Raw genomic sequence first — 12,908 nt, 5'->3', positions numbered from 1 at the left:
CTTGGAGGCATGGAGATTCTGTGGTTCGTGTTCGCGATGCTCATGATCGTGTTCGTGCTCGGCCCGTACATACGGCGCAGGCGCGGCGGGGTCCGCCTGGTCGCGCCGGGCAGCCCCGACGCCGCCGACCCCGCGAACTACGGATTCGACCGGCAGGAGGACCTGGACATCCGGGTTCCCGGACCCGACCGGGATCTGATGGACGCCCTCGACAACGTGCGCCGCACCGGCCGGTGGCAGGCGGCATCGCAGCTGCTCGCCGGGACCCCGCAGGAGGGCGAGCTGCGCTGGCAGCGCGTGCAGGCCTTCGGCGGGGCGGCGGCGCTGGAGCTGGTGCAGCAGCCGGGTGTGGGCGCGCAATGGCTGAAGGCGTGGCGGCTGGAGGCGGACGAGGACGCGGGCGGCGCGCAGGTGCACGCGGAGCTGCTGGTGCAGCAGGCGTGGCGGCACTCGGGCGGGGTCGGTTCCGAGGACCACCGCATCATCCTGGAGGAGGCGCGGGAGGGGTGCCGCAGGGCGGCGCTGCTGGCGCCCGGCGACCCGGTGCCGTACATCACGGAGCTGGCGATCGCACGGGGCCTCGCCTACCCGGAGGCGGAGTTCGACGCGCTGTGGGCGAACGTGATCGACCGGGCGCCGGCGCACATGGGCGCGCATCTTGCGGCCCTGCACTACCTGTGCGGGAAGTGGCACGGCTCGCGGGAGAAGGCCGATGCGTTCGCGCACGCGGCCGCGGCGCGTGCCCCGCAGGGCTCGCTGCTGGCGGCGCTGCCGATGTTCTCGCTGTACGAGAACCTGCCGGACGTGGTGCTGGTGGGGAGCTTCTACCAGAGCGCCGCCGTGACGCGGGCGGTGGAGGGCGCGCTGTACGCGGTGCACACGGCGCGGCAGGACGACCCGATGCTGGCGCACGTACGGCACCTGCTGCTGCTGTTCCTGGTCAACATGGAGCGCTGGGCGGAGGCGATGGAGCAGGTGCGGCACGTGGACGGCTACGTGGGCGCCCTGCCGTGGTCGGCGTCGCAGGACCCGGCGGCGCAGTACGCGGTGTACCGGGCGCTGGCGGTGGCGGGGTACGAGGCGAACGGCGGCTCCCCGGCGACGCTGCCGAACTGACGGGGCGCGGGCGGGGGTTTCGACCCCCGCCCCGGGCCCCCGCCCCGAGCCCCCCTCCCCCAGCACACAGGCACCCTTCACCAGCGGAAACCACCGGCGGGAACCACCGGCCAATAAAGTTGCCGTAAGTGACCACCGGGCCGCATGATGCGGCGGTGGCGGCCGTCCCCGGCCTCGTGCACCGCACCGCTTTCATCCCGTGGGGGGATCTGTCCATATGGGCGCTTCACTGCGCGCCGTGCGCGCGCTCGTCCTGCTCGCCGGCTTCTATCTGCTCGGCGTCTTCCTGCTCGCCGCGCTCGCGGGCGTCGACTACGCCGCCTTGTCCTGGGGCCACGGCGGCGGACTCGACGCCAAGATCATCATCTTCTCGGTCGTCCTCGCGATCCCGATCGTGCGCGGCCTGTTCATGCTGCGCACTCCCAAGGAGGAGCCGCCGGCCGGCGTCCCCCTCACCGTCACCGAGGCCCAGGAGCCCGCGCTGTGGGAGGCCGTGCGCGACATCGCCCGGCAGGTCGGCACCCGCGCGCCCGACGAGATCGTGCTGATCGAGGCGGTGAACGCGGCCGTCAGCGAGGACTCCTCCCTGCTGGGCCTGCGTCCCGGTACCCGCCGCCTCTACCTCGGCCTGCCGCTGATGACGGGCCTGGACGAGATGCAGCTGCGCGCCGTACTCGCCCACGAGATGGGCCACTACGCCAACTTCGACACCCGCCTCACCCCGCTGATCGCCCGCGGCCGCGCCCAACTGATCCGCACCATCGCCCACTTCCACGAGCGCTCCGACAACAAGCAAGCCAAGGAGCGCGAGAGGCAGGAGAGGCACGCCGCCAAGCGGAGGGCCAAGGGCAAGAGGGCCACGATGGTCGACACCCCGGGCCTGGGTGCGACGTACCGCGGCATGGCCAAGATCTACACGGCGTACGGCAACTTCTACCTGCGTGCCACCCTCACCACCTCCCGCCGCCAGGAGCTCGCCGCCGACCTGGCCTCGGTCCAGGTCGCCGGCCGCGACGCCACCGCGTCCGCGCTGCGCGAGCTGAACGCCCTCGACTCGGCGCACGACTTCTACATGAGCTCGTACGCCACCCTCGGCGTCGGCGCCGGACTGCTGCCCCGCCCCGGCCAGGTCTTCGGCGGTCTGCGCCAGCTCCTGGACGCCCGCTCGGACGAGCTGGAGAAGCTGCGCCGGGAACTGTCGACCGAGCCCGCCTCCCCGTACGACTCCCACCCCGCGCTCGCCGAGCGCGTGGCCCGCATCGAGGCCCTGCCCGACGACGGCCGCGGCGGTCAGACCGCCCGCCCCGCACTGGAGCTGCTGGCCGACGCGGACGCGGCGCTGGCCGCGCTGGAGCAGGCCGTCCTCAGCCCGCAGGCGCTCGCCCTCAAGCGGGTGGACTGGGAGGACCTGGTCCACGAGTCGATGACCCAGTACGTCGCCCGGGGCGCGGAGGAGGTCCGCGAGGCCCTCACCGCCGAGGGCGCGGGCCCGGAACTGGCCGCCCTGCTGGACGCGATCGACGCCGACCCGGCGGTGCGCTGGCGGATCGCCGACCGCCTGCCGAAGTCCGAGCAGGCGGCCGCCGCCACGGGCCGCGCGGCGCGCGAGTTCGCCCGCCCGGTCGTCCGGCGCGCCCTCGGCCAGCTGGTCACCGCCGAGCTGACGGCGCGCGGCGCCGCCCGCTGGCAGCTGTCGTGGTCCGAGTCGGCCACCCTGCGCTACCCGTCCGACGGCTTCGAGGACCAGCTCGGCCTGGCCCTGGACGCGGCCGTCGCCGACCAGCCCGACACCGAATCCCTGCGAAAGCTGGTGCTCGCCCCGTGATCGGCGGACAGCAAGGCCCGCTACCTGCAGGCGCGGGACTACTGCGTGCGCCAGGTGACGCGGAACGCGTGAGCCGCCCGCACGGGGACCTTACGGAAGTGTGACGCGGAGCGGGGCGGGGGCGGGCCGGGGAATCCCGGCCCGCCCCCGCCCGTTGTCATCGGTGACAAGGAGGGAACCCCATGTTCTCGTACCGCCGTACGCCCGAGCTCCCCACCCGCGAGGAGGCCCTGACCGGCCGCGCGGAGCCTCTCTTCGGCCTGCCCGAGAAGCACACCGTGCTGGGCAACCCGCTGGCCGGCCCGTATCCCGCGCACCTCGAAGTGGCCGACTTCGGCCTGGGCTGTTTCTGGGGCGCGGAGCGCAAGTTCTGGCAGACCCCCGGAGTGTGGACCACCCTGGCCGGTTACCAGGGCGGCTACACGGAGAACCCGACCTACGAGGAGGTCTGCTCGGGCCTGACCGGCCACACCGAGGTCGTCCGCGTGGTCTTCGACCCGTCCCTGGTGTCGTACGAGACCCTGCTGAAGCTGTTCTGGGAGTCGCACGACCCCACGCAGGGCTTCCGCCAGGGCAACGACGTCGGCACCCAGTACCGCTCGTCGGTCTACACCCACTCCCCCGCCCAGCAGGCGACGGCCGAGGCCTCCCGCACGGCCTACCAGCGCGTCCTCACCGCCTCGGGCCACGGCGAGATCACCACGGCCGTCCTCCCGGCATCGGACCGCCCCTTCTGGCCTGCGGAAACCCATCACCAGCAGTACCTGGACAAGAACCCCGGCGGGTACTGCGGCATCGGCGGCACGGGCGTCTCCTGCCCGATCGGTGTGGCACCGGCGGAGTAACGAACCGTTTGACTCACCCTTTCGGGTGGGGGGCCGCGCATTGAGCTGGGTACGCTGGCGGCGGGGCCCAGGATCTGGCCCATGGGAGCAACCGTGACCACGTCCGCCGCCGGGCAGCCGCTCATCCCGCAGCCGCCGTCCACCGTGACAGCGCTGCGGCAGGCCGTCGCCCAGGTCTCCCCGGCGGCGCTGCCCGCTTTCACCCGCGAGCTGGACCTGGCGGCGGACCAGTCCCGGCACAGCTCCGACCTGGCCCCGTTGCAGCGGTTCATCGCCCAGTGGGCGGCATACGTCTACGTCCAGCGCCAACCGCGGCTCGCCGAGGAGCTGCGGCGCTGGGAGGACACTGCTGCTACGGGCGACGCCTCGCAGGCCCGGCGGGCCGCCGCCGAGATCGGCAGAATCCTCGACACGGCCCACGCCGCTCTCGCCGCCCACCGGCCGTGAGCCACGACTGGCGCTGGGAGTACGACCCCGATCACGCTCACGTTGCCGGCGGTATTCCCGTCCATGTCGTGGCCGAGGTCGAGCGACTGGCGGGACTGGTCCGTCCCGACGGCCGGGTCACGGTGACCGACTTCGGCATCGCCCGCTCCGCGGCCGGGCCCAGGCTCACCGCCTCGCACGCGATGCTCGGGACCGCGTATTACATCAAGGACTACGCGGGCCAGAACTGCCTGACCGACAACGGCCCGGGCAAGGAGCTGGCCGTCACCCACGTGCACTCCGGGGATCAAGACCCAGCAGTGGTACGTCCCTTAGCCCTCCCTGGCCCCATTCGTACAGCGGGTGCGGCGGGCACTGCCCGCCCGCCCCGCTTGACCTTGCCACTGGCGGCAGGGTTGTCCACTCTCTCCATGGACACCACGGACACCAGCGTCACCACCCCACGCGTCATCCTCGTCACCGGCGCCGGCACCGGCATCGGCCGCGCCACCGCCCGGGCCTTCGCCTCCGGCGGCGACCTCGTGGTCGCCGTGGGCCGGCGGCCCGAGCCGCTCGCCGGGGCGGCCGAAGGCCATCCCGGCATCCATCCCCTGACCGGCGACGTGACCGCCCCCGGCGGCCCGGAGCGGATCGTCCGGGCCGTCCTGGACGCCCACGGCAGGCTCGACGTGATCGTGAACAACGCCGGGATCGTGCGCAGCGGCCCGCTCGGCGGCCTGGCCGCCCAGGACATCGCAGACCAGCTGGCCACCAATCTGGTCGCGCCGGTACTCCTCACCCAGGCCGCCCTCCCCGCCCTGGAGGCCGCCCCGGCCGGGGTCGTCGTCAACGTCACCACCGCCATCGGGCAGCGCGGCTGGCCCGGCAACTCCCTCTACGCCGCCGGCAAGGCCGCCCTCGACACCCTCACCCGCAGCTGGGCCGTGGAGCTCGCGCCGCGCGGCATCCGGGTCGTGGCGGTCGCACCGGGCGCGGTGGACACACCGATCGCCGAGCACCAGGGGCTGAGCTCCGAGCGGGCCGGGCAGGTGCGGGCGTGGCAGGTGGCCCGTACTCCGCTGGGGCGGGTGGGCCGGCCGGAGGAGGTCGCCTGGGCGGTGTGCCGGCTCGCGGACCCGGCGGCGTCGTTCGTGACCGGGGCCGTACTCCCCGTCGACGGGGGCGCGTTGGTGGCGTAGCGCCCGCCTTGGCACCATGGCCCCCATGCTGATCGGGGAACTCGCCGAAGCCACCGGGACCACCCCGCGCGCCCTGCGCCACTACGAGCAGGCCGGGCTGATCTCCTCCGAGCGGGCGCCGAACGGCTACCGGGTCTACGGCGAGCAGGCCGCCGTACGGGTCCGCAACATCCGGGCGCTGCTGGAGGCGGGTCTCACGCTGGCCGACGTGCACGTGTTCCTGCCGTGCCTGGACGGCGACGTGGCCGCCGGGCCGCCGTCCCCGAAGGGGCTGGCGGTGGCCCGGGAGCGGCTCGCCGTCCTGGAGGCCCGGATCGCCGCACAGACCGAGGCCCGCGACCGGCTCCGTACGGCGCTGGGCCGGTCCGGTCAGATCGTCGAGGCGTCGATCACGAAGCGGTAGCGGACGTCGCTGCCCAGGACCCGCTCGTACGCCTCGTTGATCTGCTCGGCGCGGATCAGCTCGATCTCCGAGCCCAGCCCGTGCTCGGCGCAGAAGTCCAGCATCTCCTGGGTCTCGGCGATCCCGCCGATCATCGATCCGGCGAGGGTCTTGCGGCCGCCGATGACGGAGAAGAGGTTCAGCTCGACCGGCTCCTCCGGGGCGCCGACGTTCACCAGCGCGCCGTCGACCTTCAGCAGCGCGAGGTACCGGTCCAGGCCGAGCGGCGCCGACACGGTGGACAGGATCAGGTCGAAGCTGCCGGCCAGCTCCTCGAAGGTGGTCTCGTCGTCGGTGGCGTAGTAGTGGGAGGCGCCCAGCTTCAGACCGTCCTCCTTCTTGCGCAGGGACTGGGACAGGACGGTCACTTCCGCGCCCAGGGCCGCCGCGATCTTCACGCCCATGTGACCGAGTCCGCCGAGGCCGACGATCGCGACCTTCTTGCCGGGGCCCGCCTGCCAGTGCATCAGCGGCGAGTAGAGGGTGATGCCGGCGCAGAGCAGCGGGGCGGCGACGTCGAGGGCGAGGCCGTCGGGGATGCGGACGGCGTAGTTCTCGTCGACGACGAGGTGGGTGGAGTAACCGCCGTACGTGGGCTCGCCGTTCTTGTCGAGCGCGTTGTACGTGCCGGTCGTGCCGTTGGCGCAGAACTGCTCCTGCCCGCGCAGGCAGTACTCGCACTCACGGCAGGAGTCGACGAAGCAGCCGACGCCCACCCGGTCCCCGGCCGCGAACCTGGTGACGCCCGGGCCGACCTGGGTGACGACCCCGGCTATCTCGTGCCCGGGGACCATCGGGTAGATGCCCTCGCCCCAGCCGTCGCGGGCCTGGTGGATGTCGGAGTGGCAGATGCCGGCGTACTTGATGTCGATGAGGACGTCGTGCTCGCCGACGGCGCGGCGGGGGACGGTGATGCGCTCCAGCGGGGCCTTGGGGGCGGGGGCGGCGTAGGCGGCGACCTGGGTGACGGACATGGGTGCTCCTCGGCGGGTGACGCTGGCGGTGTGCCGCCGCAGCCCTGTGCGCTGCGGCGGCGGACTCCAGCCTGCGCTGCCGCCGCGAACCCACCCAGCCCCCTGTCCAGCCTAGGACCGGCAAACCTACCCTTGGCGGGGTCAGGCTCAGGACCGCGCCGCGGCCGGCCGGGCGGGGATACTGGCCGTATGGACCAGCTTGACCAGCGCACCGAGCTCGGCGAGTTCCTTCGCTCCCGCCGTGCCCGGCTGCGCCCCGAGGACGTGGGCCTGCCCGACTACGGGCGCCGCCGGCGTGTGCCCGGGCTGCGCCGCGAGGAACTGGCGCAACTGGCGGGGGTGTCGGTCGCGTACTACACGCGCCTGGAGCAGGGCGGCGGGACCAACGTGTCGGCGGAGGTCCTCGACGCGATCGCGCGGGCGCTGCGCCTGGACGGTTCGGAGCAGGCGCACCTGATGCACCTGGCCCGCCCGAAGGCGCGCAGGCGCCGCCAGAGTCATCGCCCGCAGCAGGTCCGGCCCGAGCTGCGGACGCTGATGGACGCGATGGAGGGCGTACCGGCGTACCTCGTGGGGCACCGGCAGGACGTCATCGGCTGGAACCGGCTGGCGGCGGCGGTCTTCGGGGACTTCGGGAGGCTGCCGGCGGCGGAGCGGAACCTGGTGCGGCTGGTGTTCCTGGACCCGGCGACGGCGGAGCTGTACGCGGACTGGGAGTGCCGGGCGTGCGAGGTGGTGAGCAACCTGCGGATGTATGCCGGCCAGAACCCGGACGACGAGCAGCTGTCGGCGCTGGTCGGGGAGTTGTCGGTGAAGGACGAGGAGTTCCGGCGGCTCTGGGCGGCGCACACGGTGGCGGACAAGACGCACGGGGTGAAGCGGCTGCGGCATCCGCTGGTGGGTGAGATGCACCTGGCCTTCGAGACGCTGAGGCTCCCGGACGATCCGGCGCAGTCCCTGGTCACCTTCCACGCGGCGCCGGGCTCCCCGTCCGCGGACGCGCTGCGCCTGCTGACGTCGTGGTCGGCCCCGTCGGCCCCGTCCGTGCCGTCCGTCCCCTCGGACGGGGCCGAGGGGCGCGATCCGGCGGCTACAGCTTGAGCTGGAAGTACGCCGCGCCGCGTTCTTGGCGGTAGCCCAGTGCCTCGTTCACCGCGCGCATGGGTGCGTTCTCGTCGGCCACCGTCGTGGCGATCTGCCGCAGAGCGGGATACCGCTGCCCGGCGAGCTCCAGCATCCGCCGCTTCACCGCGCGGCCGAGGCCGTGGCCGCGGTGGGCGGGGACGACGACCGTGTCGTACTGGAGGGCCCGCGGGCCGCCCGGGTCCGGCAGGACGAGCTCCGTGTACGCCGCCACCTCGCCGGCCTCGGTGACCGCCGCGACCGTGGTCAGCTCGCCGCCCCGGTCAAGGATCAGCCGCTGCGCCGCGTGGAGCCGCTGCGCCGTCCAGGGCTCGATGTTCTCGTCCATGTCCCCCGTGGGCGCGTCCTCCATCGCCCCGTGGGCCGTGGCCACCGGCGCTGCCCACTCGTCGGCCACCAGTCCGTGCCAGGCCCGCAGTTCGTATCCCGGTACGGCCGGTTCCCCGGCCTGCCGCGGCTGCCGCCGCGGCACTTCCTGCACGTACCAGGCCATGGGCAGCACGCATGCGAACCCGAGCGACTCGGCGAACGCCTGGCCCGGGCCTCCCAGGTCGACCATCGTCGCGACGGAGGTCCGCCCCTGCGCCAGCAGTTCCTCCCTGACCCGCTGCCACAGGGCGGTGCCGATCCCCCGCCGCCGCGCCTCGGGACGTACCGCGAGCACGTCGAGGTACGCGGTGTGCCGGTTGGCCTCGTCCGTGAACAGGAGCAGGGCCGCCACTCCCTCGCCCCCGTCCGCCGCCCACAGCGCGGCGCGTCCGCGTTGCGGCGCCACGCACAGCCGCCCGGCGACCTCCACCCGGGAGGGCGGCGCCAGGTGCGGCAGGTCGGCGGCCCCGGCGGCGGCCAGTACCCCCAGCCAGCCGTCGACTTCGGCGGCGGCCGGGGGCAGGGTGAGGGATCGGATCGTCATGCCCCCGACCCTAGGCCGGCGGTTCGGCCGCGCTCAGGGGTTTTCGTGAGGTGGCCTCGTCGCGCACGGACCCGGTCCGAAAAGGCGGACGGCGGGAACCCCGTGGGGTTCCCGCCGTCCGCCCGGATGCGCCGTGCCGTCAGGGGCTCCGTCAGGAGGCCGCGCCGGCCTTCCACTCCGCCCAGCTCATGTTCCAGCCGTTGAGGCCGTTGTCCGGCTTGATGGTCTTGTCCGGGGAGTTCACCACGGTGACCACGTCGCCGATGAGCGAGTTGTCGAAGAACCAGGCGGCCGGCTGGTTCGGGTCACCCGCGCCCTTGGCGTCGTTCAGGCCGACACAGCCGTGGCTGGTGTTCGCGCTGCCGAAGACCGAGTCCGCACCCCAGTAGTTGCCGTGGATGAAGGTGCCGGACTGGGACAGGCGCATGGCGTGCGGGACATCCTTGATGTCGTACTCGCCCTTCCCCTCGTCGTTCTTGAAACCGACGGTCGAGCCGTCCATCCGGGTCTCCTTGAACTTCTCGGAGATCACCATCTGGCCGTTGTAGGTCGGGTTCTCCGGCGAGCCCGCCGAGATCGGGATGGTCTTGAGGACCGCGCCGTCCCGGGTGACCGTCATCTTCTTGGTCTTCGTGTCGACCGTGGAGACCTGGCTGCGGCCGATCTTGAAGGTGACGGTCTTGTTCTGGACGCCCTGGACGCCGGGGGCGCCCTGGACGCCCTCCAGCGCCAGCTTCATCGTGACGGTGGAGTTCGCCTGCCAGTACTGCTCCGGCCGGAAGTCCAGGCGCTGCGCGCCGAACCAGTGGCCGACGACTTCCTGGCCGCTGCTGGAGGTGACCGTGATCGCCGCCTGGACCGCCTTCTGGTCCTTGATCGGCTTGTTGAAGGTGATCGAGACCGGCATGCCCACGCCGACCGTCTGGCCGTCGTCCGGGATGAACGAGCCGACGAAGCTGTTCTCCGGGGAGACGGTGGTGAAGGAGGCGTTCTCGTGCGCCTCCTTGCCGTCGGCGTCCTTCGCGGTCGCCGACAGGGCGTACTTCGTGGAGCGCTTCAGCGCGGCGTCCGGCTTCCAGCTCTTGCCGTCCGCGGCGATCTTGCCCGTCACGGCCGCGCCCTCGCTGGTCTTCAGCTCCACCTGCGTCAGGGTGCCGTCGGCGACGGCGACGTTCGTCGCGTCGTTGAGGCCGACATTGGTGGCGCCGTCCTTCGGCGTGATGGTTATTCGGGCCTTGGAGGCGTCCTTGGCCGCCGCCGCGTCGACATCCGCCTGGGACTTGCTGCTGTCGCCGCTGCCCTTCGGTTCGCCGCCCCCGTCATTGCAGGCCGAGAGCATCAGTACACCGCCGAGCACGGCGGATACGGCCACCAGGGACCTTCTCCGCCGCTTGCTGTCCGTCCTCACACGCCACCCCATCGTTGCCGGAACCCCCGGAGCTGCCGTCCCGGGGTTGGCCGGGCAGGGGGAAACACCCCCTGCCTCGCCATGACAACGCGATAACGGAGCGGTTCGGTTCCACATTCCGTTGGGATGTGGGCCACCACACGGTCAGGCGTTGTCGGTCTCTTCGTCGAAGTCCCCATCTTCCTCGCCCATGTCCCACTCCATGGACTCGGGGTCGTATTCGACGGGCTCGCTGCTCCAGGAGGCCTGGGCGAGCTCCACGCCGGGGATCTCCAGGACCAGGTCGGTGGGGTCGACCAGGTAGGCCAGGGCCTCCGATTCGTCCTCCCTGACGGCGGACTCGGCGTGGCCGCGCTCCTCGTCCGGCATGAACTCGTCGGCCTCGATGTGCGCGAGCGCGGCTCCGGTCAGTGCCTGCGGGTCCGGCACCTCAAGTACCAAATCCACCCGAAGGCGTACGTATCGTGATGTCTCTGAAGAGTTCATACGACGGAGAGTAAGCCCGCGGAAGCCCTGACTTTCCCACGACCCGCCCCTTTCCGTAGCATCACCGCACACGGCCAATTCGCTGCTGCCACAAGGGGGATCGCACCGTGTCCGCACGTCGACCGCTGCTCACCGCTCTCGGAGCGACAACCCTCCTCGCCGCCCTCTGGTTCGTACCATCGGCCAACGCCACCGCACCGGAGCAGGCACCAGGCCGCTCCGGCGCGCCCTCGTCCGCGAACACGGACCGGACGACGACCCTGACGGCCGACCTGACGGCGGCGGGGCCGGACGCGCCGCCGGACGCCCGTCCCGCGGCCGTCGTGCTCGCCGACACCGGCTCCGCCGACACCACCCCGTACCTCCTGGGCGGCACGCTCTTCCTCGGCGTCGGCGCCGGCTTCGTGGCCTTCTCCGTACGCCGCTCCCGCACCGCGTGAACGGCGAAGGGCCGCCCCCACCGGGGGCGGCCCTTCGCTGCGCGTGCGGACGGTGTCAGGCGAGCGGTCCCGTCACGCCTTCCACCGCGTCGACGAGGCCTCCCGTACGGATGAACTCGTCGGCGGCGGCCAGGTCAGGGGCGAGGAAACGGTCCGGCCCGGGACCCTGCACGCCCGCCGCCCGGGCGGCCGCGATCGCGGCCCGGCTGGCCGGGGCGGGGGTGAGACCGTGGCGCAGCTCGATGGCGCGGGTCGCCGCGTACATCTCGATGGCGATGATCCGGGTCAGGTTGTCGACGGCGGTACGGAGCTTGCGCGCGGCCGACCACCCCATGGAGACGTGGTCCTCCTGCATCGCGGAGGAGGGGATCGAGTCGGCGGAGGCCGGCACCGCGAGCCGCTTCATCTCGCTGACCAGCGCGGCCTGCGTGTACTGGGCGATCATCAGCCCGGAGTCGACGCCGGCGTCGTCCGCGAGGAACGGCGGCAGGCCGTGCGAGCGGTTCTTGTCGAGCAGCCGGTCGGTGCGCCGCTCGGCGATGGAGCCGAGGTCGGCGGCCGCGATGGCCAGGAAGTCCAGGACGTACGCGACCGGGGCCCCGTGGAAGTTGCCGTTGGACTCGACGCGCCCGTCGGGCAGGACCACCGGGTTGTCCACGGCGGCGGCGAGCTCGCGGGAGGCCACCAGGGCGGCGTGCGCCATGGTGTCGCGGCCCGCGCCGGCGACCTGCGGGGCGCAGCGCACGGAGTAGGCGTCCTGCACGCGCGGGGCGGTCTCCTCCTGGTAGTGGCGGACGAGCCCGGAGTCCTTCAGGACGGCGGCCATGTTCGCGGCGGAGGCGCCCTGCCCCGGGTGCGGGCGGATGGCGTGCAGCTCGGGCTGGAGCACCTTCTCCGTACCGAGCAGCGCCTCCAGCGTCAGCGCGGCGGTGATGTCGGCGGCGGTGTAGAGCTTGCCGAGGTCGGCGAGGGCCATGACCAGCATGCCGAGCATGCCGTCGGTGCCGTTGAGGAGGGCCAGGCCCTCCTTCTCGCGGAGCTCGACGGGCTCGATGCCGGCCTCGGCGAGCAGCTCCCCGGCGGGGCGGACGGTTCCGTCCGGGCCCTCGGCGTCGCCCTCGCCCATGAGCGCGAGCGCGCAGTGGGACAGCGGTGCGAGGTCGCCGGAGCAGCCGAGGGAGCCGTACTCGTGGACGACGGGGGTGATCCCGGCGTTGAGCACGTCGACCATGGTCTGGGCGACGGAGGGCCGTACGCCGGTGTGCCCGGAGGCGACGGTCTTGAGCCGGAGGAACATCAGCGCGCGGACGACCTCGCGTTCCACGCGCGGACCCATGCCCGCGGCGTGCGAGCGGACGATGTTGCGCTGGAGCTGGGCGCGCAGCTCGGGGCTGATGTGCCGGGAGGCGAGGGCGCCGAATCCGGTGGACACCCCGTAGACGGGCTCGGGCTTGGCGGCGAGCGCGTCGACGATCTCCCGGGCGCGGGCGAGCGCGTCGAGGGCCTCGCCGGACAGTTCGACCCGGGCGTTGCCGCGGGCGACGGCGATGACGTCCTCAGCGGTGGTCCCGGACGTCCCCACCACGACAGTGTGCATATCCATATTCAGCACCCTACGGATTGAATCGCTACATGTCACTAGCTAGAACTGTCACGATCGCGCAGTACGAGGACCCCTTACCGTCGGCCCC

The 12,908-nt window shown here is 72.7% G+C and carries 13 protein-coding genes; 8 read left to right on the top strand and 5 right to left on the bottom strand.

All coding sequences use genetic code 11. The annotated features are described in order from the left end of the window. The first annotated feature begins 9 nt into the window (after positions 1-9). The 6 genes from OG737_RS19085 to OG737_RS19060 all read left to right on the top strand — a co-directional run bounded on the left by OG737_RS19085 (position 10) and on the right by OG737_RS19060 (position 5,814). The gene (locus OG737_RS19085; RefSeq protein WP_405921783.1) at positions 10-1,116 is read left to right on the top strand and encodes a hypothetical protein; all 1,107 of its coding nucleotides are present in this window, start codon (positions 10-12) and stop codon (positions 1,114-1,116) included. A gap of 217 nt (positions 1,117-1,333) precedes the next feature. Beyond that, entirely contained in the window at positions 1,334-2,941 is a 1,608-nt protein-coding gene (locus OG737_RS19080) for a M48 family metallopeptidase (RefSeq protein WP_405921782.1), read from the top strand. Positions 2,942-3,123: 182 nt separating this feature from the next. Continuing rightward, complete coding sequence (gene msrA, locus OG737_RS19075; RefSeq protein WP_405921781.1) at positions 3,124-3,786, top strand: peptide-methionine (S)-S-oxide reductase MsrA; 663 nt, start codon at positions 3,124-3,126, stop codon at positions 3,784-3,786. A gap of 93 nt (positions 3,787-3,879) precedes the next feature. After that, complete coding sequence (locus tag OG737_RS19070; RefSeq protein WP_405922434.1) at positions 3,880-4,233, top strand: DUF6247 family protein; 354 nt, start codon at positions 3,880-3,882, stop codon at positions 4,231-4,233. 410 nt (positions 4,234-4,643) lie between these two features. Continuing rightward, positions 4,644-5,411 (top strand): SDR family oxidoreductase, encoded by a 768-nt coding sequence (locus tag OG737_RS19065; protein ID WP_328927326.1) that lies wholly within the window; start codon positions 4,644-4,646, stop codon positions 5,409-5,411. 25 nt (positions 5,412-5,436) lie between these two features. Continuing rightward, a complete protein-coding gene (locus OG737_RS19060; protein WP_328927325.1) occupies positions 5,437-5,814 on the top strand; it encodes a MerR family transcriptional regulator in 378 nt (125 codons plus the stop codon). On the opposite strand, the gene OG737_RS19055 is transcribed toward OG737_RS19060, so the two are convergent. Then, complete coding sequence (locus tag OG737_RS19055) at positions 5,781-6,827, bottom strand: NAD(P)-dependent alcohol dehydrogenase (protein WP_328927324.1); 1,047 nt, start codon at positions 6,825-6,827, stop codon at positions 5,781-5,783. The genes OG737_RS19060 and OG737_RS19055 overlap by 34 nt on opposite strands. 189 nt (positions 6,828-7,016) lie before the next feature. On the opposite strand from OG737_RS19055, the gene OG737_RS19050 reads away from it, so the two are divergent. Continuing rightward, on the top strand, positions 7,017-7,928 hold the full coding sequence (locus OG737_RS19050; protein ID WP_328927323.1) for a helix-turn-helix transcriptional regulator: 912 nt from the start codon (positions 7,017-7,019) through the stop codon (positions 7,926-7,928). Here OG737_RS19050 and OG737_RS19045 read toward each other — a convergent pair. From OG737_RS19045 to OG737_RS19035, 3 genes are all read right to left on the bottom strand, one after another. Beyond that, positions 7,918-8,883, bottom strand: coding sequence for a GNAT family N-acetyltransferase (locus OG737_RS19045; protein WP_328927322.1), 966 nt, complete (start codon positions 8,881-8,883; stop codon positions 7,918-7,920). The two genes, OG737_RS19050 and OG737_RS19045, sit on opposite strands and share 11 nt — an antisense overlap. A gap of 151 nt (positions 8,884-9,034) precedes the next feature. Next, on the bottom strand, positions 9,035-10,303 hold the full coding sequence (locus tag OG737_RS19040) for an Ig-like domain-containing protein (RefSeq protein ID WP_405921780.1): 1,269 nt from the start codon (positions 10,301-10,303) through the stop codon (positions 9,035-9,037). Positions 10,304-10,435: 132 nt separating this feature from the next. Continuing rightward, positions 10,436-10,738 carry a hypothetical protein gene (locus tag OG737_RS19035; protein WP_328927320.1) on the bottom strand — a complete coding sequence of 101 codons (303 nt, stop codon included), beginning with the start codon at positions 10,736-10,738 and terminating at the stop codon, positions 10,436-10,438. Between the two features lie 146 nt (positions 10,739-10,884). On the opposite strand from OG737_RS19035, the gene OG737_RS19030 reads away from it, so the two are divergent. Continuing rightward, positions 10,885-11,217 (top strand): LPXTG cell wall anchor domain-containing protein, encoded by a 333-nt coding sequence (locus tag OG737_RS19030; protein ID WP_328927319.1) that lies wholly within the window; start codon positions 10,885-10,887, stop codon positions 11,215-11,217. 55 nt (positions 11,218-11,272) lie between these two features. Here OG737_RS19030 and hutH read toward each other — a convergent pair whose 3' ends face one another. Beyond that, positions 11,273-12,814, bottom strand: coding sequence for a histidine ammonia-lyase (gene hutH / locus OG737_RS19025; protein WP_405922433.1), 1,542 nt, complete (start codon positions 12,812-12,814; stop codon positions 11,273-11,275). Positions 12,815-12,908: the final 94 nt, after the last annotated feature.

This window comes from Streptomyces sp. NBC_00122, from assembly GCF_045160845.1.
Classification (GTDB): domain Bacteria; phylum Actinomycetota; class Actinomycetes; order Streptomycetales; family Streptomycetaceae; genus Streptomyces.
This window is presented reverse-complemented; position numbering and strand designations above follow the sequence as displayed.